Genomic DNA, 16455 nt, shown 5'->3' on the forward strand with positions numbered 1-16455 from the left:
TTCAATCGGCTGCGATTTCCGTGGTGGTCCGCAGCCGGCGCCGCTGTCGCTGGACGAGGGCATAAAGGGCTTTGTCTGCCTTGATGGCGCGTTTGGCGCGGACCGCGGCTCGGTGCAGGCCGGCTGCCGCATGTCCACGCAGCGTCAGCGGCAGGGTGATGTCCCGCAAGACGGTCTCAATCGTACACCACGATCGCTTATAGGGCTGGTCGCCGATGCCGAAGTCGAAGAGTACGACGCCTTCGCCGCAAAGACGCTCGATCACCCGGTAAAAGAGCAACTCGCCCGGGCTGCTGTCGGCGGCGATCGTGTCATCGATCGAGCCGAACTGGCAGATGACATGGTCGCCCTTGCGCGACAGGCCGGTCACGGCGATGATCCGCCCCTCGTGCTCGCCCTTGAGACGGATCGCGTTGAGTTCGAGCAGCCTGTCGCCGGCGCGATGGCGATCGATCAGCAGGCGAAAGAAGGCGCGCGTCTCCGGCTCGTCGAAGACGTCGGGTAAGCCTTGGGCCTCCAGCCGCGCGGCCTTCTGCCGGAAGAACGTCTCCAGCAGCGCCTGCGCCTCCGCCGCCTCACGGGCAACCACATAGTCATAGCCACCGATTTCGGCGAGACGCCTTTCGGAGAGACGCATCTTCTTGCGCCGGCGTTTTGCATTGAGCTGGGCGAGCGTCCGCTCCATGTCGCCGGCAAGCCCGAGCTGGAAAGAGGCGTTCGGATTGGCGATTCCGGGCAGGGCGGCGAGGGGGTGGGGCAGGCCGCGCCAAACTGCCGGCGTCCTTTCGAAGGCAACGACATCCGCATGCGCGCGCAGCGCCTGGCGGACTCCTTCGCTCAGCGAGCGGACGAGGTCGTCCCGCGGCACGCGCTCGATCTCGGCAGCAAACAAGCCGGTGTTGAGATTGCTGTGCCCGGTCGCGATCAGTCGCGCGGTCCGGAAGAATTGGCCCCGTTCGACCTCGAACGGCAGGAGGAAAAGCAGTTGCTCGGCAATGGCGCCGCGCACGACCAGCAATTGGCTGTCATGCGCTCTCTTCCAGGCGGCACACCAGTCGAAGCTTTGATGCAGGGAGTTGAGATTGTTGGCGTCGAGCGCACGCCAGTCCGCCTCCAGTTCCGCCATATCGCGATGCACGGAAAGCGTGACCCGGTCGGCGTAAGGATTATGGGCAGCCGGGCGCATCGAAAGGTCGCGCCAGGATTGCCCCTCTGGCGCGGCAAGGGTGAAATTGAAATTGGCCATCTCTCGGATCATCCGGCATACGTCGCGTATCGATAAGACGGCAAAAATTGCTACATCCTCTTTAAATCCGCCGCTGCCTACCCTGCGATCGGCAAATGCGGTTAGCAAAGCGTGAAGCGACTGGTTTGTCTGCGGCTTGGAAATCGCCGCCGCGGCGTTACATCTCGCGGCCGATACGACGTCATGAAGAAACAACTGCGGAACTGCTGATGATGCCGAGCCATGCCCTGCCGGACCCCGGCGCCAAGTTTCCGGTCGCGGAATTTCTGCGGATAGGATTTTTTAGGAACCTGGTGCGGTCGCCGTTGATCGAAGCCGGCGAGTACAGCTACTACGACGATCCCGAGGGCCCCGAATGTTTCGAGGAGAAGTGCGTCCTCTACTACTATGACTTCGTCGGGGATCGGCTGGTTATCGGGCGGTTTTGCGCGTTGGCGACCGCTGTCCAGTTCATCATGAACGGCGCCAACCACGCGCTGTCCGGCTTTTCGACCTTCCCTTTCGGCATTTTCCCCGGTGCCTGGCGCGAGGGCTTCGATCCGTCCGCCTATGGCACGGGCCATCGCGGCGACACGATCGTCGGCAACGATGCCTGGCTCGGCAGGGAGGCGACGGTTCTGCCGGGCGTTACCATCGGCGACGGCGCGATCGTGGCGGCGAAATCCGTTGTGAGCAAGGACGTTCCTCCCTACGCGATCGTCGCGGGCAACCCGGCAAGGGTCGTCAGGATGCGGTTCCCGGCTGAGATCGTCGAGCGCTTGCAGGCGGTGGCCTGGTGGAACTGGCCGGCCGACAAGGTGACGCGCAACATCGCGGCGATCACCGGCGCGGACATTGGGGCGCTTGAAATCGCAGAGTAGCCTCAGTCCAGAAATCCGGTCGCCAGCGCGGCTGCCCAGTCGGCTCGGCCGCGTTCGGCGGCGAGGCGCGACATTGCCCTGTGGTCGTAGGGCAGGCAGCGGAAGCTGACAGTCCAACCGTCAGAAGTGCATTCGACGATAGCGTAGCGCGCGTCCGGCGCGCCGGTTTCCACGTTGTGCGCCACGGGTTGATCGTCATCGTAACCCGGGCAGCCGACGCTGCCGGGATTGACGAGGAGGCGCCCGTCCGCCAGCCGCACGGCGCGCGGAATATGCGTGTGTCCGCAGAGGATCACCGGGTAGTCGACACCATCGGCCAAACGCTCGATCGCCTTTCGCGCAGCCATGTGGACGACGCCATCGCCTGTCAGCGCCTCCATCCAGTAGGTCTCGTCACTCGTGGGCGTGCCGTGGCAGAGGAAGAACGTGTCGCGATGGACGAGCGTTTCCGGGAGCGCAGCCAGCCATTCCTTGTGGCGCGGTTCGAGTTCGTCACAGGCCGCGCGATCGGAAGGCCCCATTTTGGCCGGCTCCAGCGTCAGCAGGTAACGATCGTGATTGCCGCGGATCGCCGGCATTCCGCGGTCGATCAGGAGGTCCGCCGTGCGGGCGGCATTGAGCGGTCCGCTCAGGTGGTCACCCAGATTGACGATGTCGTCGATCCCCTGGGCGTCGATGTCCGCCAGCACCGCCTCGAGTGCCAGGTCGTTGCCGTGAATGTCGGAGATGACGGCGATCTTCATGGGTGCACCTCAGCCGGTCAGCGATTGTTTGCCGGTTTTTCCATCCACTTGATGATCAGCATCGCCGGAAGGATCCACAGGAGCCCGGTGAAGAAGAAATAGAGAAGATGCACCCACCAGGGCGACGCGCCGAGTAGCAGGGAGGCAAAGGTGACTGCCGCCAGCGCATAGACGATGACAAGAATGATGATGAGGACGGTGCCGATGAGTTTTCTGAGGCGTAGGGGCATTGGATGTCTTTCGGATGGCGGCAGCCGCGCCGGATCGGGAGAATTGCTTGCGGCTCCCTGCATCCCGCTTCAACCTGGAGCTGGCCGCGACGGCATGCCGCAAAGGCTTCGGCCTTGTTTTGCACGCCGCTCTGGTGCAAATCAACGGCTTTCGAACGCTTGGCGGCAACCCGTCCCTACAAGGTTGTCGCCGACAAACGAGGAAGACGTCATGGCGCATGCCGAACTGGCAACGGAACAGACGCTGCGGCGCGAGATCGACAGAGCCGAGCGCAATCGCCGGCAGATCCGCGGTTGGCTCGCGGTCGTCCTGTTCGCCCTGTTCGCCCTGGTGATTGTCGGCGGTGCGACGCGCCTGACGGAGTCCGGCCTGTCGATCACTGAGTGGAAGCCGATCCATGGCGTCGTTCCGCCTCTGTCCGCGGAGGAATGGGAGGAGGAGTTCCGCCTTTACCAGCGCATTCCCCAATATGAGCAGATGAACAAGGGAATGACCGTCGAGGAGTTCAAGACGATCTTCTGGTGGGAATGGGCGCACCGGCTGCTCGCGCGCGGGATCGGCGTGGTCTTCGCCCTGCCACTTCTGTTCTTCTGGCTGACCCGGCGGATCGAGCCGCGATTGCGGCTGCCGCTCCTCGGCATTCTGGCGCTCGGGGGCTTTCAGGGCTTCATCGGCTGGTGGATGGTCTCCTCCGGTCTCGTCGAGCGCACGGAGGTCAGCCAGTACCGCCTTGCCACGCATCTGGTGATCGCCTGTCTGATCTTTGCTGCCTGCATGTGGATCTATCGCGGGCTTTCGCCGCATTCCGGCGATGCGGCGCCGACGCAAAGGTCGCGAATGATGGCCGCCATCATCGCAGTGATCAGCCTCTTCCAGATCTATCTGGGCGCGCTCGTCGCCGGTCTCGACGCCGGCCTGAGCTACAATACCTGGCCGCTGATGGATGGCGCCCTCGTACCGGGGGATCTCTTCGTGCAGCAGCCCGCCTGGATCAACCTCTTCGAGAATCCGAAAACCGTGCAATTCCTGCACCGCGCCGGCGCCTACCTGCTGTTTGCCCTGGTGCTCGTGCACATGGTCGCCTCCCTTCGAGCCGCGCCGGGCACGACCCATGCACGCCGTTCCGTGCTTCTCCTTGCATTGATAGCCATCCAGGCCGCGATCGGTATCACGACGCTCGTTCTGCAGGTGCCGATCGGCTGGGGCGTGCTTCACCAGGCAGGCGCGCTTGTCGTGCTCGGCTTCGCGATCGCCCATTGGCGCGGCTTCGTCGGCGAATATCCGAGACCGACGGCGATCGAAATCCGCAACTGATCCGCGGCTCGAAAGGCGCAAAGAAAAACCCCGGCAGCGATGACTGCCGGGGTTTTGTTTCCTGAGCCTTTGTCAGGCAGACAGCATCAGGTCCATGTTCTGGACGGCCGCGCCCGAGGCGCCCTTGCCGAGATTGTCGAGCAGGGCGACGAGGTTCACATGGGCACCGCCGCTGGTTCCGAATACGAAGAGCTTCATCGTGTTCTTGCCGGCGAGCTCGGTGGCGTCGATCCTGGCAAGCTTTGCGCTGTCGGCAAGCGGAACCACTTCGACGATCGCCTGGCCGGCATAGTGCGCGGCGAGCGCGGCATGGATGCTTTCGAGCGTCGTTCCGGCGGCGAGGTCGTCGAGATAAAGCGGCACCTGGACGATCATGCCCTGCGGGAACTTGCCGACCGAGGGTGAGAAGACCGGCGCGCGCTCGAGCAGACCGTGCATCTTCATTTCCGGCACATGCTTGTGCTTGAGCGGGAGGCCGTAGAGGAAGTGCGGGGCGCTGATGCGGTCGGCGTGGTTCTCGTCCTCGATCTGCGCGATCATCTGTTTGCCGCCGCCGGTATAGCCGGAGACGGCGTTGACGGTGACCGGGTAGCCGTCCGGCAGGACGCCCGCCTGGCGCAGCGGCCGGATCAGGCCGATCGCGCCGGTCGGGTAGCAGCCGGGATTGGAGACATGCCGCGCGTCGCGGATTTTGGCGGGCTGTGCCTTGTCCATCTCGGCAAAGCCATAGGCCCAGTCGGGCGCGACGCGGTGCGCTGTCGATGTGTCGATGATCCGCACCCGATTGTTGCCGGCGACCATGGCGACCGCGTCGCGCGAGGCGTCGTCCGGCAGGCAGAGGATGGCAATGTCGGCGCTGTTCAGAAGGTCTTCACGCATCGCCGCGTTACGGCGTTCCGCTTCCGGGATCGACAGGAGCTCGAGATCGGAACGACCGGCCATGCGGGTCCGGATCTGCAGGCCCGTCGTGCCGTGTTCGCCATCGATGAAGATCTTCGGTTTCATGATTTTCCTGCTCCTGCAGATGGTTACCGGGGTTTCCGGATTCAATCTGGCATAGAATTGAATCAGTTTCTTGAGCGGCGGCGATCAGCCGCGCCGTTCCGCCAGCCATTCGGCTCGAAGGCCCAGCATATACATGGCGATGGTCGAGCCAGCAATGGCGGTCAGGTCGGCATGGTCATAGGCGGGCGCCACCTCGACGACGTCGCTGCCGGCGATATGCAATGCTCCCAGCTTGCGCAGCACCGAGAGGATCTTGGCGCTGGACGGACCGCCCGCAACCGGCGTGCCGGTGCCCGGAGCATAAGCCGGGTCGAGGCAATCGATATCGAAGGTCAGGTAGGCCGAATGGCTGCCGACATGCCGGACGATGGTGTCGGCGACCTCTTCGGCGCGCATCTCCTCGACCTCGTAGCCGTGGACGATGCGGATGCCGCAGTCGTCCGGCGCATGCGTGCGGATGCCGATCTGGATCGACCGCTCGACGTCGATCAGCCCCTCGCGCGCGGCCCGACCGACAAAGGAGCCGTGGTCGATACGGCCCTTTTCATCCGGCCAGGTATCCTGATGCGCGTCGAATTGCACGAGCGCGAGGGGGCCGTGGAGCGCTGCGTGCGCCTTGAGGATCGGATAGGTGACGAAATGGTCGCCGCCAAGCGTCAGCAGATAGGCGCCCGACCTCAGGATCTTCGCCGCCTCGCGCTCGATCGTGGCTGGGGTCTTCGCATGGTTGCCATAGTCGAGCAGGCAGTCGCCATAGTCGATCGTCGCCATGTCGGCAAAGAGATCGCGCTGGAACGGGTATTGGGGATCGTTGTCGAAGATCGCCGACGCCCGGCGGATCGCCTGCGGACCGAAACGCGCGCCGGGGCGATTCGAGGTGGCGGCGTCGAAAGGAATGCCCCAGACGACGGCATCCACGTCTTGCAGCCGCTTCGAATATTTGCGCCGCATGAAGGAAAGCACGCCGGCATGGGTCGGGTCCGTGGCGGCACCGTGCAGCGAACCGGCGGTAATCGCGTGATCGATGGATTTCGGAGCCATCTTCAACCCTCTGTCTTGCTGAAGCCATAGGCGCGCTCGACCCGCGCCACGCGCACCTCATAGTGGCTGTACCATTCGGCACGGCCGCGCTTTTGCGCGGCGAGATGATCGACGTTTCTTTTCCAGGCTCGGATGGAATCTTCATCGCGCCAGAAGGCATTGGTGATTCCGAAGCCGTCATTGCCGCGGGCGCTCTCTAGGCCGAGAAAGCCGGGCTGCTCCCGCGCCAGTTTCTCCATCGCGTCGGCCATGTCTCCATAGCCGTTGTCGCCGTCGGTTCGGGCGGAAGAGAAGCAGACGACGTAGTAGGGCGGGGCAGGCAATTTGGCGAAGGGCATCCGACGCTCCCGTGACCGATCCGCAAAAGAAAAGGCGGAGCTGAAAGCCCCGCCTTTCGATCTCGTAATCCGTGAGCGCGATTAGCGCTTGGAGAACTGGAACGAACGGCGTGCCTTCGCACGGCCGTACTTCTTGCGCTCGACGACGCGGCTGTCGCGGGTGAGGAAACCGCCGCGCTTCAGAACGGAGCGCAGGCCCGGTTCGAAGTAGGTCAGCGCCTTGGCGATGCCGTGACGAACGGCACCGGCCTGGCCGGAGAGGCCGCCGCCGGCAACGGTCGCGTCGACGTCGAACTGGCCGTCACGGGCAGCGGCGACGATCGGCTGCTGCAGGATCATCTGCAGGACCGGGCGGGCGAAGTAGGCCGAGAACGGCTTGCCGTTGACGGTGATCTTGCCGGAGCCGGCCTTAACCCAAACGCGGGCGACGGCGTCCTTGCGCTTGCCGGTCGCGTAGGAGCGGCCCTGCGCGTCGACCTTCTTGACGTGAACCGGAGCGGCCGGTTCCGCGGTCGTGGCAATATCCTTGAGAGCGGAAAGGTCAGCCATTATCAGGCGCTCCTTGTGTTCTTGCTGTTCAGCTTGGCGACGTCGAGGACGGTCGGCTGCTGTGCTTCATGCGGGTGGTTCGTACCGGCGTAGACACGCAGGTTCTTCATCTGGCGACGGCCGAGCGGACCACGCGGAACCATGCGCTCGACGGCCTTCTCGATGACGCGCTCCGGGAAGCGGCCCTCGATGATCTGGCGAGCGGTGCGCTCCTTGATGCCGCCGGGATAGCCGGTGTGCCAGTAGTACTTCTTGTCGGTGTACTTCTTGCCGGTGAGAACGGCCTTCTCGGCGTTGATGACGATGACGTTGTCGCCGTCGTCGACGTGCGGCGTGAAGGTGGCCTTATGCTTGCCGCGCAGGCGGTTTGCGATGATGGAAGCGAGGCGACCGACAACGAGGCCTTCGGCGTCGATGAGGATCCACTTCTTCTCCACCTCTGCAGGCTTCTGAACGAAGGTTGCCATATCTAAACTCTTTCGTTGGACCCGGAAGCGAGCCGGGCGTTTCTTGTTGCTTGTTTTGGCTCTGAGGAGGCCAAAAAAGAAGGCGGCCCAAAATGGACCGCGATCTGGGGGCAGCTTATACGCAAGCGCAAAAGTTAGGTCAAGTGCCATGTTCCTGAGATTCTAAAAGATTTCTATGTAAAATCAAATCCTTAGAACTATGGTTTTATAATACCACATCTCAGCGAGGCGGAATCGAATACGTCGCGGTGGCATGCGCCACCAGATCGTCGCCGCCAACGGGCGCAATTGAGGCATCGAGGACCGCAAGCCGCTTGCCTAGCTTCAGGATCCGGCAGGTGCATTCGAGCGGCTCGGGCTCAGGCTTGCGCAGGAAGTTGATGTTGAGGTTCGTGGTGACCGCGAGCGCGACCGGACCGATATGCGCGATCAGTGCTATATAGGCCGAGACGTCGGCAAGCGCGAACAGCGTCGGCCCGGAAACGGTGCCGCCCGGGCGGATGTGGCGCTCGTTCGGGTCAAGCCGCATCGTCGCAAAACCGGGGCCGGTCGCCGTCACGGCGAAGACCTTGCCGTCCGTATGGACCTGCGGAAAATCCGTGTCGAGGAAGCGATTAAGCTCCTCGACGGTCATGATCGGCTGCAAGCTCATGCGCATCCCTCCATTGCTTACACCCGTTACAGGACGTCCGAGCCCGCCGCGCAAGCCGGAAAATGGTCTTAGCCGGAGATGCTGCCCCGGGGTTGAAAGAGCGGTAGCGGCGGCGTACCACGGGCCGACCTACGGCGAACCGGAGAAGACCATGGCGGATGTCGTTGCATTCAAGAAGGAAGAGCCGAACGGGCCTTTGCTGCGAGAGACGAACGGTCCGGTCTTGCGCTTGACGCTCAACAACCCTCCGGCCAACGCACTGTCGATTGCGCTGATGCAGGCGCTTGCGGCCGAACTCGACGCCGCTGCCGGCGCCAAGGAGATCAAGGTCGTCGTCATCGCGGCCACGGGTAAGGTCTTTTCCGCCGGCCACGACCTGAAGGAAATGACGCTGCATCGCGCCGATGAGGATGGCGGCAGGGCCTTCTTCGAGAGTGCCGTTCGGTTGGCGGCCGACATCATGCTGAAGATCACGAAGCTGCCGCAGGCGGTCATCGCCGAGATTGACGGTCTCGCCACCGCGGCCGGCTGCCAGTTGGTCGCGAGTTGCGATCTCGCCATCTGCACCGACAGCTCGACCTTCTGCACGCCGGGCGTGAATATCGGTCTCTTCTGTTCGACTCCGATGGTCGCCCTGTCGCGCGCGGCCCATCGCAAGCAGGCGATGGAAATGCTGCTGACGGGCGAAACGATCGATGCCTCGACCGCGAAGGACTTCGGCCTCGTCAACCGGATCGTGCCGCAGCAATATCTGCGTCAGGTGGTCGACAAATATGCCTCCGTCATCGCCTCGAAGTCGCCGCAGGCACTGAGGATCGGCAAGGAGGCCTTCTACCGCCAGGCAGAGATGCCGCTCGCCGACGCCTATGACTATGCGGTCGGCGTGATGGTCGAGAACATGCTGGCACGCGATGCGCAGGAAGGGATCGGCGCGTTTATCGGCAAACGCATGCCGGAGTGGAAGGAAGACTAGGCAAGTCTTAAGAGCAAGGCACCAAGGGCAATGACGCCGGCGGCGGCTATGCGCCAGACGCTGACGCGCTCCTTGAGGAAGACGACGGAAATCACCACCGCAAAAAGGATCGCCGTTTCGCGAAGCGCCGCGACGGTCGCGACGGGCGCCCTGGTCATGGCCCAGAGCGCCAGTCCGTAGGCGCCGATCGAGCCCGCTCCGCCGATGAGGCCGCGCCACCAGTGGTGCCGGACGTGGCGGAGCACGGGCTTGACGCCGCGGCTGGCGAAGGCCCAAGCAAAGAGCAGGACGGGCGGCAGCAGCGCCATCCACAGCGTGTAGGAAATGGCATTGCCGGAGACCCGCGCGCCGATACCGTCGACGAAAGTGTAGCTGGCGATCACGCAGGCATTTGCGAGCGCCAGCCCGATCGCCTGTTTGCCGCCCTTGCGCGATTCGAAGGCGAGCGTCAGCACGCCGGCCGAGATCGTCAGGATGCCGGCGAGCGCGCCGCCGGTCAGATGCTCGCCGACGACGATGCTGCTGGTGGCGGCGACGATGAGCGGCGCCACGCCGCGCATCAGCGGGTAGACGAGGCCGATGTCCCCGGCGCGGTAGGCGGCCGCCACGAGCTGGAAATAGGCGAACTGCAGCACTGCCGAAGCAAGGATATAGGGCCACGCTTCGGCGTCGGGCAGCGGCAGCAACGGCAGGAAAGGCAGCGCCACGACAGCGGCGCCAAGCGCGATCATGGCGGCATCCAGCGATTTTTCCGCGCCCGCCTTCACCAGCGCGTTCCAGATCGCGTGCAGCAGCGCCCCGAAGAGCACGAGCGCGATGACATCAAGCGGCAAGGTGAACCTCTACGGGCGACTTGGAGGGAATTCTCCGCGTTTGTCGCCTTGCTTCCCCCGAAATGCAACCGGATTTGGAGAACTGGCGTTGAGAGAGCGCTCACGGCTACGAAACGGTGCATAGGGCCGGATGCGAACGCAGCCTTGGTTGACTCGTTGCCGCGCCGCCCCAACTATCGCGCGGCAACGACAACAATACTTGGACGCAAGCATGAACCACGATGTCTACCCGGATCACTACCTCGCCGACATCCTGCGCGAGACCAGGACCATTGCTCTCGTTGGCGCGTCGCCGAAGCCGGAGCGACCGAGCCACCGCGTCATGGCCTTCCTCTTGCGCAAGGGATACCGCGTCATCCCGGTCAATCCGGGCCATGCGGGCCGGACGATCCTCGACCAGACCGTGGTGGCACGGCTCGCGGATATCGACGAGCCTGTAGACATGGTCGACGTCTTCCGCGCCGCCCACGCCTTGCCTGCACTGGTAGACGAAATTCTTTCGCTGCCGAATCTGCCCAAGGTCATTTGGGGCCAGTTGTCGGTCCGCGACGACAAGGCGGCCGCCAAGGCAGAGGCGGCCGGCATCAACGTGGTCATGGACCGGTGTCCGGCGATCGAATATCCGCGCCTGATCGGCTGACCCGCCAACCATGGAGTTAGGAATGATGAAGACCGGCCCCGGCTTCAGCACGCTCGCCGTCCATGCGGGAGCGCAGCCCGACCCCACGACCGGCGCGCGGGCGACGCCGATCTATCAGACGACGAGCTTCGTCTTCAATGACGCGGATCACGCGGCGGCGCTCTTCGGCCTGCAGCAATTCGGCAACATCTACACCCGCATCATGAACCCGACGCAGGCGGTGCTGGAGGAGCGCATCGCAGCGCTCGAGGGCGGCACGGCGGCGCTGGCCACCGCCTCCGGGCACGCGGCCCAGCTTCTCGTCTTCCATGCGATCATGAGTCCGGGCGACAATTTCGTCGCCGCAAGGCAGCTTTACGGCGGCTCTGTCAACCAGTTCGGCCAGGCCTTCAAGTCCTTCGACTGGCAGGTGCGCTGGGCCGATTGCGACGACCCCGAAAGCTTCGAGGCGCAGATCGACGAGAAAACCAAGGCGATTTTCATCGAAAGCCTTGCCAACCCCGGCGGCATCTTCGTCGATATTGCCGCGATTGCCGAAGTCGCGCGCCGGCACGGGTTGCCGCTCATCGTCGACAACACGACGGCGACGCCCTATCTGGTGCGGCCGCTAGAGCATGGGGCCGATATCGTCGTCCACTCGCTGACCAAGTTCATCGGCGGCCACGGCAACTCGATGGGCGGGATCATCGTCGATGGCGGCACGTTCGATTGGTCGAAATCCGGGAAATATCCGCTTCTCTCCGAGGCGCGTCCCGAATATGGCGGGATCGTGCTGCACCAGGCCTTCGGTAATATTGCCCTTGCGATCGCCGCGCGCGTTCTGGGACTTCGGGATTTCGGTCCGGCGATCTCGCCTTTCAACGCCTTCCTGATCCAGACCGGCGTCGAGACATTGCCGCTGAGGATGCAGCGCCATTGCGACAATGCGCTCGCCGTCGCGGCGTGGCTGCAGCGGCAGGAAAAAGTCTCGTGGGTGCGCTATGCTGGGCTCGAGGACGACCCGAACCATCCGCTTCAGAAGCGCTATTCGCCGAAAGGGGCGGGCGCGGTCTTCACCTTCGGTCTCGGGGGCGGGTACGAGGCGGGAAAGCGCTTCGTCGAGAGCCTCGAGATGTTTTCGCATCTTGCCAATATCGGCGACACCCGTTCGCTGGTCATTCACCCCGCCTCGACGACCCATCGGCAGCTTACGCCCGAACAGCAGGTCGCGGCCGGGGCGGGACCCGACGTCGTGCGGCTGTCGATCGGCATCGAGGATGTCGACGACATCATCGCCGACCTGGAGCAGGCGCTTGCAGCAATTTGACGAGATTCACCGCCGACTGAGGGTATGACATGAGCCACGACAATATCGTTAAGTTCGAACGACGGAAACCAAAGCAGGAGCAGAGGACTGCCAGCCCACTGCAGCGGAAAGCGCTTATCTGGATCGCGGTTATAGCCGCGTTGGTCCTGGTGTGGGCCTATTATCAGTTCATCTCGCCGCCGAGCCTGCCATGAGCGCAGGTGAACGAAGCATATTCCTGCATTTGAATTCAGAGTCGTAGGATCGGGCCGCGTCGTATGCGAGGAACTGCAATTTGAACCGGCGACGGACGCGCCGCTGCGACGGAGGGGGCTCATGAGTTACGTGCTGAAATTCGACCTTGCTTCGGTTGAGCCGGAAATCGGTGCCCCGGCGCCCGACCGTCTGATTTCGGGAAACCCGGAGTTCCGCACCTGGAATTTCGAGGAAGCGCCGGACGGGCTCTATGCCGGCATCTGGGAGGCGACACCCGGAAAGTGGCGTATCGTCTATGACGAATGGGAGTATTTCCACGTCCTCTCCGGCCATTCGATCGTGACGGAGGACGGCGGCGAGCCGATGCACCTCAAGCCCGGCGACAGCCTAGTGCTGCGGCCGGGTTTTGCCGGAACCTGGGAGGTCGTCGAGACGACCCGCAAGGATTACGTGATCCGGCTTTGACGCGCGGCGGTTTTCGACCGCCTATCCGCCGGTCGCGGTGTTCCCGCCGATGTCGTTGGTGGGATCGTCATTGCGGATAAGATTGTCCGATCCGCCTTCGAGTTTGTTGTTGCGCACCACATTGTTCTGCGCGAAATCGCGATTGCTGGCGCTGCTGCCGAAGGGGTAAGCCGGATCCGTGAAGCAATAGCTGCTGCTGCCGTTGCGGGAATTCAGCCAGACCGCCGGCCGCGCGAGGAATGAGGACCGGTAGCGGAAGGTGTTGCCGACGATCTGATTGTGCTGCGGTTTCTGGTGACGGATGACGCCGCCTTCGCCGCAATTGCGGTAAACGAATATGCCGCCATTGTCGGAGCGTTCGAAGATGTTGTTGGTGATCCGGTTGTTCGCCGAGCCGTCGATGGCGATCAATTCGCGCTTCTCCGTGGAGATCCCGAAGACGTTGTTGCTGATCGTGTTGTTGGCGGACTCCGCATCGAGATAGACGGCGACGGCCGTCGACCGGCCGTCGATCTGCGAGTTGACGAGAGCCGCGTTGGTGACGCCAGGCCCCACATAGAACGGTATGCCATCCGGAGCGTCGAAGGCGATATTTTCGAGCCGCACGTTCCTCGGAGCCGATGCCTGGGCGAAAGCCGTGTGGTCGGGGTTGCGCGAAGATGCCTTCATGGTCCCGCCGTTGGCGTTCTCGCCGAGGCCGTAGACGCGGACGAAGCCTTTGATCCTGCAATTGCGGATCGTCACGTTCGACGGCGCATCCCAGGGGCCGGAGCCCGCTTTCGTGGAGCGAACGGCGACAGCGGTCTTCTCCTTGCGCGATTGACCTGCACTGACATCGAGCGTTCCGCCGCCGCAGTCGAGCACCGATCCGGACGCGGCACTTCCCTCGAAGACCAGTGGATGGGTGATGACATCGGCAGAGGTCAGCCGAAGGCTGCAGGCAAGTGTCACCGGATTGGTTCCGGGCGCCTTCAGCTTGGATTGAACCTCCGCGTCGCAGCCCGGCTTGGCATCGACAGTCTCGACTGGCGGAGGGGAGGGAAGTGTCGGCGGGTCGGCTGGCGTTGTGGGCGTGGTTGGCCGGCCCGTGTCAGGTTGCGCGACCAGAGGCGGATTCCTGAAAGCTGCGTCGGCAACTGTTGCGAGCTCACTCTGGCAGCCGCTCAAGGCAAGGCTGAGGAGAACCAGGCTTGTGAACTTGATCGGCGACATCGGCAGGCTCCTGTGACGGTTCCGTTCAGAGCCGAATAGGGCCTTATGCTTAATCGACTCTGAACGAAGGTGTGCCTTTCCGGCTACCAGACGAGATCCAGCCGCTCCAGCCCGTGAAAGTGGAAGCTGTCCTTGACCGGCGGCTCGCGCTTGAGCCGCAGCCCGGGCAGGCGGCGGAACAGGATCGGCAGGGAAAGATTGAGTTCAAGCCGTGCGAGCGGCGCGCCGATGCAGAAGTGCAGGCCGGCGCCGAAGGAGACATTGGCGCCCTCGTTGCGGTCCGGCCTGAACGTGTCCGGGGCAGTGAACTTGCGCGGCTCGACATTGGCCGCCCCGAGCATCAGGCCGATTTTGTCGCCTTTCCTGAGAGAGATGCCGTCTTCCAGTCCGATATCCGAGAGGGCGTAGCGCTGGAAGATATGGAGCGGCGCGGCGAAGCGCAGGCATTCTTCCACCGTTCGAGCCGTCGCTTCCTCGCTCGCAAACAGCGTGTCGGGAGAAAGGCCGGATTTCAGGATGGTGCTGACCGCATTGCCGATCTGGTGCACGGTCGCCTCGTGACCGGCGTTCAGAAGCAGCACCGTCGTCGAGATCAATTCGGCCTCCGAGAGGCGCTCGCCGTCCTTCTCCGAGCTGATCATATGGGTCAGCAGGTCGTCTGCCGGACTGACGCGCTTCTCCGCGATGATATCCTTCAGATATGCGGCAAATTCGGTGGAAGCCCGGTTGGCGTCGAGTTCGGTCTCGAAACTTGGATTGAAGACATACATCTTCACCATCCGGTGCGACCAGTCGAGGAGGCGAGGAGCGCTCTCGACCGGAATGCCGAGCATGCGGGCGATGATGGTGACCGGGATCGTCTCGGCGTAGGTCTTCAAGAGTTCGACCTCGCCGTCCTTTTCGAAGCCGTCGATTATCGCATGCGAGAGCGTTTCGATATCCGGCCGAAGCTGCTCGATCTGCCGCGAAACGAAGGCTCGGTTGACGAGCGTGCGCAACCGCGTATGGGCCGGCGGCTCGAGCTCCAGCAGCGAATATTCTTCGAGCGCGTCGAAATCCTTGAGATGCGATTTCGGTGCGGGCAGGCCGAGTTCCTCCCGCGTCGCCACATGCAGGATCTGCCGGCCGAAGCGCCGGTCGCGCAGAAGGGCGTTCACCTGGTCGTAGCCTGCGAAATACCACTGTTGCGGTTCTTCCCAGAAGAAGGCCGGACATTGCGCATGGAGTGCGCTATAGGCCGGCAGCGGATTGCGGAAAAAGTCGGGGTTACGAACGTCGAGAGAAACGCGCCGCGCGGGGCCGTCGATGGTAATGCCGGGGCCTGGAGACATGATATCGGGCTCTCGATAAATAGGCAGGCTGATGCTTCAACCCCCATCTCTATTGCGCCGGGCGGGACTGCGGCAAGAGTAATCGATCGGCATCGGCCTCAAGGAACAACATCCGCAATATCGACTTTTTCAGTGGCAATGATCGATCTCATTGAGCATGATGCGGCAGCAGCAGGGAGCGGCATGGCAAGAACGCAAGGCAGTTTTTCCGCGGGCATCATGGCCGCGATCCGGAAACGGCGGCCGACCGTGGTCAATCGCGACGCGGCCGTGAGCCGTGGCGATATCGTGATCGCCTCCTACAATATCCACAAATGCGTAGGCACGGACGGGCGCTTCGATCCGGGCCGCATCGCTCAGGTCATCACCGAGATCGGCGCGGATATCGTCGCGCTCCAGGAGGCCGACCAGCGGTTTGGCGAACGCGCCGGGCTCCTGGATCTCGAGCATCTGCGACGCGAGGCCCATCTTGTTTCGGTGCCGATCTCCCCTTTCTCGGAAAAGGGGCACGGCTGGCATGGCAATGTCCTCCTGCTCAGGGAAGGCGCCGTATCCGACGTTCGGCAGCTCAATCTTCCGGGCGTCGAGCCGCGTGGCGCGCTGGTCGTCGATCTTGATCTCAAGGCCGGACCGCTGCGGGTGATCGCCGCCCATCTCGGCCTGTTGCGCCACTCCCGGGCGCGGCAGGCGGAGAGTATCCTGCGGGTTGCGGCCGACGGCGTCGGCCGGCCGACGCTGCTCATCGGCGACCTCAACGAGTGGCGCATGGGTAGACGTTCTTCGCTGAGCTTCCTCAGTCCCATTTTCGACCCGACCCATGCGACAGTTGCGAGCTTTCCATCGCGTTTCCCGCTGTTGCCGCTCGATCGCGTGCTTGGTAATCCGCATCATCTCGTGACGTCGGTGTCGGTGCACGACACGCCGCTGGCGCGGGTGGCGTCCGATCACCTTCCGGTGAAGGCGTCGATCGATCTCAAGGCTGCTCTCAAGGACGGCGGCACCGACAACCGGGCAGGGTTGATCGACCTGGAGTCGGCGTGAAGCCGTCCGAACA

At 63.4% G+C, this 16455-nt stretch carries 19 protein-coding genes; 7 read left to right on the top strand and 12 right to left on the bottom strand.

Annotated features, from left to right (window positions below; all coding sequences use genetic code 11):
• Nucleotide 1: 1 nt before the first annotated feature.
• Nucleotides 2-1246 (bottom strand): GNAT family N-acetyltransferase, encoded by a 1245-nt coding sequence (locus SS05631_RS04570; RefSeq protein ID WP_037414044.1) that lies wholly within the window; start codon nt 1244-1246, stop codon nt 2-4.
• A gap of 212 nt (nt 1247-1458) precedes the next feature.
• Between SS05631_RS04570 and SS05631_RS04575 the strand changes: the two genes are divergently transcribed.
• Nucleotides 1459-2106: a CatB-related O-acetyltransferase gene (locus SS05631_RS04575; RefSeq protein WP_037414053.1), complete on the top strand. Its 648-nt coding sequence runs from the start codon at nt 1459-1461 to the stop codon at nt 2104-2106.
• Between the two features lie 2 nt (nt 2107-2108).
• Here the strand turns inward: SS05631_RS04575 and SS05631_RS04580 are convergent, their stop codons facing one another.
• Together SS05631_RS04580 and SS05631_RS04585 are read right to left on the bottom strand one after the other, a co-directional pair.
• The gene (locus SS05631_RS04580; protein ID WP_037414045.1) at nt 2109-2849 is read right to left on the bottom strand and encodes a metallophosphoesterase family protein; all 741 of its coding nucleotides are present in this window, start codon (nt 2847-2849) and stop codon (nt 2109-2111) included.
• A 17-nt stretch (nt 2850-2866) separates the two neighbouring features.
• Nucleotides 2867-3079 carry a DUF2842 domain-containing protein gene (locus SS05631_RS04585; RefSeq protein ID WP_037414046.1) on the bottom strand — a complete coding sequence of 71 codons (213 nt, stop codon included), beginning with the start codon at nt 3077-3079 and terminating at the stop codon, nt 2867-2869.
• A gap of 211 nt (nt 3080-3290) precedes the next feature.
• Between SS05631_RS04585 and SS05631_RS04590 the strand changes: the two genes are divergently transcribed.
• Nucleotides 3291-4394: a COX15/CtaA family protein gene (locus SS05631_RS04590; RefSeq protein ID WP_095677929.1), complete on the top strand. Its 1104-nt coding sequence runs from the start codon at nt 3291-3293 to the stop codon at nt 4392-4394.
• 72 nt (nt 4395-4466) lie between these two features.
• Here the strand turns inward: SS05631_RS04590 and argC are convergent, their stop codons facing one another.
• The 6 genes from argC to SS05631_RS04620 form a co-directional block, all read right to left on the bottom strand.
• A complete protein-coding gene (gene argC / locus SS05631_RS04595) occupies nt 4467-5399 on the bottom strand; it encodes an N-acetyl-gamma-glutamyl-phosphate reductase (RefSeq protein WP_037414060.1) in 933 nt (310 codons plus the stop codon).
• A gap of 84 nt (nt 5400-5483) precedes the next feature.
• The gene (gene speB, locus SS05631_RS04600; protein ID WP_037414062.1) at nt 5484-6440 is read right to left on the bottom strand and encodes an agmatinase; all 957 of its coding nucleotides are present in this window, start codon (nt 6438-6440) and stop codon (nt 5484-5486) included.
• A gap of 2 nt (nt 6441-6442) precedes the next feature.
• Complete coding sequence (locus SS05631_RS04605) at nt 6443-6778, bottom strand: antibiotic biosynthesis monooxygenase (protein ID WP_037414064.1); 336 nt, start codon at nt 6776-6778, stop codon at nt 6443-6445.
• 81 nt (nt 6779-6859) lie between these two features.
• The gene (gene rpsI / locus SS05631_RS04610; RefSeq protein ID WP_018239369.1) at nt 6860-7327 is read right to left on the bottom strand and encodes a 30S ribosomal protein S9; all 468 of its coding nucleotides are present in this window, start codon (nt 7325-7327) and stop codon (nt 6860-6862) included.
• 2 nt (nt 7328-7329) lie between these two features.
• Nucleotides 7330-7794 carry a 50S ribosomal protein L13 gene (rplM, locus tag SS05631_RS04615; protein ID WP_014327963.1) on the bottom strand — a complete coding sequence of 155 codons (465 nt, stop codon included), beginning with the start codon at nt 7792-7794 and terminating at the stop codon, nt 7330-7332.
• A gap of 220 nt (nt 7795-8014) precedes the next feature.
• On the bottom strand, nt 8015-8446 hold the full coding sequence (locus SS05631_RS04620; RefSeq protein WP_037414071.1) for a PaaI family thioesterase: 432 nt from the start codon (nt 8444-8446) through the stop codon (nt 8015-8017).
• A 151-nt stretch (nt 8447-8597) separates the two neighbouring features.
• On the opposite strand from SS05631_RS04620, the gene SS05631_RS04625 reads away from it, so the two are divergent.
• Nucleotides 8598-9419 carry an enoyl-CoA hydratase gene (locus SS05631_RS04625; protein WP_037414072.1) on the top strand — a complete coding sequence of 274 codons (822 nt, stop codon included), beginning with the start codon at nt 8598-8600 and terminating at the stop codon, nt 9417-9419.
• Here the strand turns inward: SS05631_RS04625 and SS05631_RS04630 are convergent.
• Nucleotides 9416-10252, bottom strand: a complete 837-nt coding sequence (locus SS05631_RS04630) for a DMT family transporter (RefSeq protein ID WP_037414075.1) — start codon at nt 10250-10252, stop codon at nt 9416-9418. The genes SS05631_RS04625 and SS05631_RS04630 overlap by 4 nt on opposite strands.
• Nucleotides 10253-10463: 211 nt before the next feature.
• Between SS05631_RS04630 and SS05631_RS04635 the strand changes: the two genes are divergently transcribed.
• The 3 genes from SS05631_RS04635 to SS05631_RS04650 all read left to right on the top strand — a co-directional run bounded on the left by SS05631_RS04635 (nt 10464) and on the right by SS05631_RS04650 (nt 12858).
• A complete protein-coding gene (locus SS05631_RS04635) occupies nt 10464-10892 on the top strand; it encodes a CoA-binding protein (protein ID WP_037414077.1) in 429 nt (142 codons plus the stop codon).
• A 25-nt stretch (nt 10893-10917) separates the two neighbouring features.
• The gene (locus tag SS05631_RS04640; RefSeq protein WP_086022724.1) at nt 10918-12198 is read left to right on the top strand and encodes an O-acetylhomoserine aminocarboxypropyltransferase; all 1281 of its coding nucleotides are present in this window, start codon (nt 10918-10920) and stop codon (nt 12196-12198) included.
• A 315-nt stretch (nt 12199-12513) separates the two neighbouring features.
• Nucleotides 12514-12858 (top strand): cupin domain-containing protein, encoded by a 345-nt coding sequence (locus SS05631_RS04650; protein WP_037414083.1) that lies wholly within the window; start codon nt 12514-12516, stop codon nt 12856-12858.
• A 21-nt stretch (nt 12859-12879) separates the two neighbouring features.
• On the opposite strand, the gene SS05631_RS04655 is transcribed toward SS05631_RS04650, so the two are convergent.
• Nucleotides 12880-14070 carry a NosD domain-containing protein gene (locus SS05631_RS04655; protein WP_037414085.1) on the bottom strand — a complete coding sequence of 397 codons (1191 nt, stop codon included), beginning with the start codon at nt 14068-14070 and terminating at the stop codon, nt 12880-12882.
• 83 nt (nt 14071-14153) lie between these two features.
• Nucleotides 14154-15401, bottom strand: coding sequence for a cytochrome P450 (locus SS05631_RS04660; protein WP_095677930.1), 1248 nt, complete (start codon nt 15399-15401; stop codon nt 14154-14156).
• Between the two features lie 183 nt (nt 15402-15584).
• On the opposite strand from SS05631_RS04660, the gene SS05631_RS04665 reads away from it, so the two are divergent.
• Nucleotides 15585-16442, top strand: a complete 858-nt coding sequence (locus SS05631_RS04665; protein WP_037414118.1) for an endonuclease/exonuclease/phosphatase family protein — start codon at nt 15585-15587, stop codon at nt 16440-16442.
• Nucleotides 16443-16455 lie beyond the last annotated feature (13 nt).

It is taken from the genome of Sinorhizobium sp. CCBAU 05631 (assembly GCF_002288505.1).
GTDB classification, from domain to species: domain Bacteria; phylum Pseudomonadota; class Alphaproteobacteria; order Rhizobiales; family Rhizobiaceae; genus Sinorhizobium; species Sinorhizobium fredii_C.

Excerpts from the sequence above, each read along its gene's own strand:
- SS05631_RS04570 (WP_037414044.1), bottom strand. The coding sequence starts at position 1,246 with ATGGCCAATTTCAATTTCACCCTTGCCGCGCCAGAGGGGCAATCCTGG.
- SS05631_RS04575 (WP_037414053.1), top strand. The coding sequence starts at position 1,459 with ATGCCGAGCCATGCCCTGCCGGACCCCGGCGCCAAGTTTCCGGTCGCG.
- SS05631_RS04580 (WP_037414045.1), bottom strand. The coding sequence starts at position 2,849 with ATGAAGATCGCCGTCATCTCCGACATTCACGGCAACGACCTGGCACTC.
- SS05631_RS04585 (WP_037414046.1), bottom strand. The coding sequence starts at position 3,079 with ATGCCCCTACGCCTCAGAAAACTCATCGGCACCGTCCTCATCATCATT.
- SS05631_RS04590 (WP_095677929.1), top strand. The coding sequence starts at position 3,291 with ATGGCGCATGCCGAACTGGCAACGGAACAGACGCTGCGGCGCGAGATC.
- argC (WP_037414060.1), bottom strand. The coding sequence starts at position 5,399 with ATGAAACCGAAGATCTTCATCGATGGCGAACACGGCACGACGGGCCTG.
- speB (WP_037414062.1), bottom strand. The coding sequence starts at position 6,440 with ATGGCTCCGAAATCCATCGATCACGCGATTACCGCCGGTTCGCTGCAC.
- SS05631_RS04605 (WP_037414064.1), bottom strand. The coding sequence starts at position 6,778 with ATGCCCTTCGCCAAATTGCCTGCCCCGCCCTACTACGTCGTCTGCTTC.
- rpsI (WP_018239369.1), bottom strand. The coding sequence starts at position 7,327 with ATGGCTGACCTTTCCGCTCTCAAGGATATTGCCACGACCGCGGAACCG.
- rplM (WP_014327963.1), bottom strand. The coding sequence starts at position 7,794 with ATGGCAACCTTCGTTCAGAAGCCTGCAGAGGTGGAGAAGAAGTGGATC.
- SS05631_RS04620 (WP_037414071.1), bottom strand. The coding sequence starts at position 8,446 with ATGAGCTTGCAGCCGATCATGACCGTCGAGGAGCTTAATCGCTTCCTC.
- SS05631_RS04625 (WP_037414072.1), top strand. The coding sequence starts at position 8,598 with ATGGCGGATGTCGTTGCATTCAAGAAGGAAGAGCCGAACGGGCCTTTG.
- SS05631_RS04635 (WP_037414077.1), top strand. The coding sequence starts at position 10,464 with ATGAACCACGATGTCTACCCGGATCACTACCTCGCCGACATCCTGCGC.
- SS05631_RS04640 (WP_086022724.1), top strand. The coding sequence starts at position 10,918 with ATGAAGACCGGCCCCGGCTTCAGCACGCTCGCCGTCCATGCGGGAGCG.
- SS05631_RS04650 (WP_037414083.1), top strand. The coding sequence starts at position 12,514 with ATGAGTTACGTGCTGAAATTCGACCTTGCTTCGGTTGAGCCGGAAATC.
- SS05631_RS04655 (WP_037414085.1), bottom strand. The coding sequence starts at position 14,070 with ATGTCGCCGATCAAGTTCACAAGCCTGGTTCTCCTCAGCCTTGCCTTG.
- SS05631_RS04660 (WP_095677930.1), bottom strand. The coding sequence starts at position 15,401 with ATGTCTCCAGGCCCCGGCATTACCATCGACGGCCCCGCGCGGCGCGTT.
- SS05631_RS04665 (WP_037414118.1), top strand. The coding sequence starts at position 15,585 with ATGGCAAGAACGCAAGGCAGTTTTTCCGCGGGCATCATGGCCGCGATC.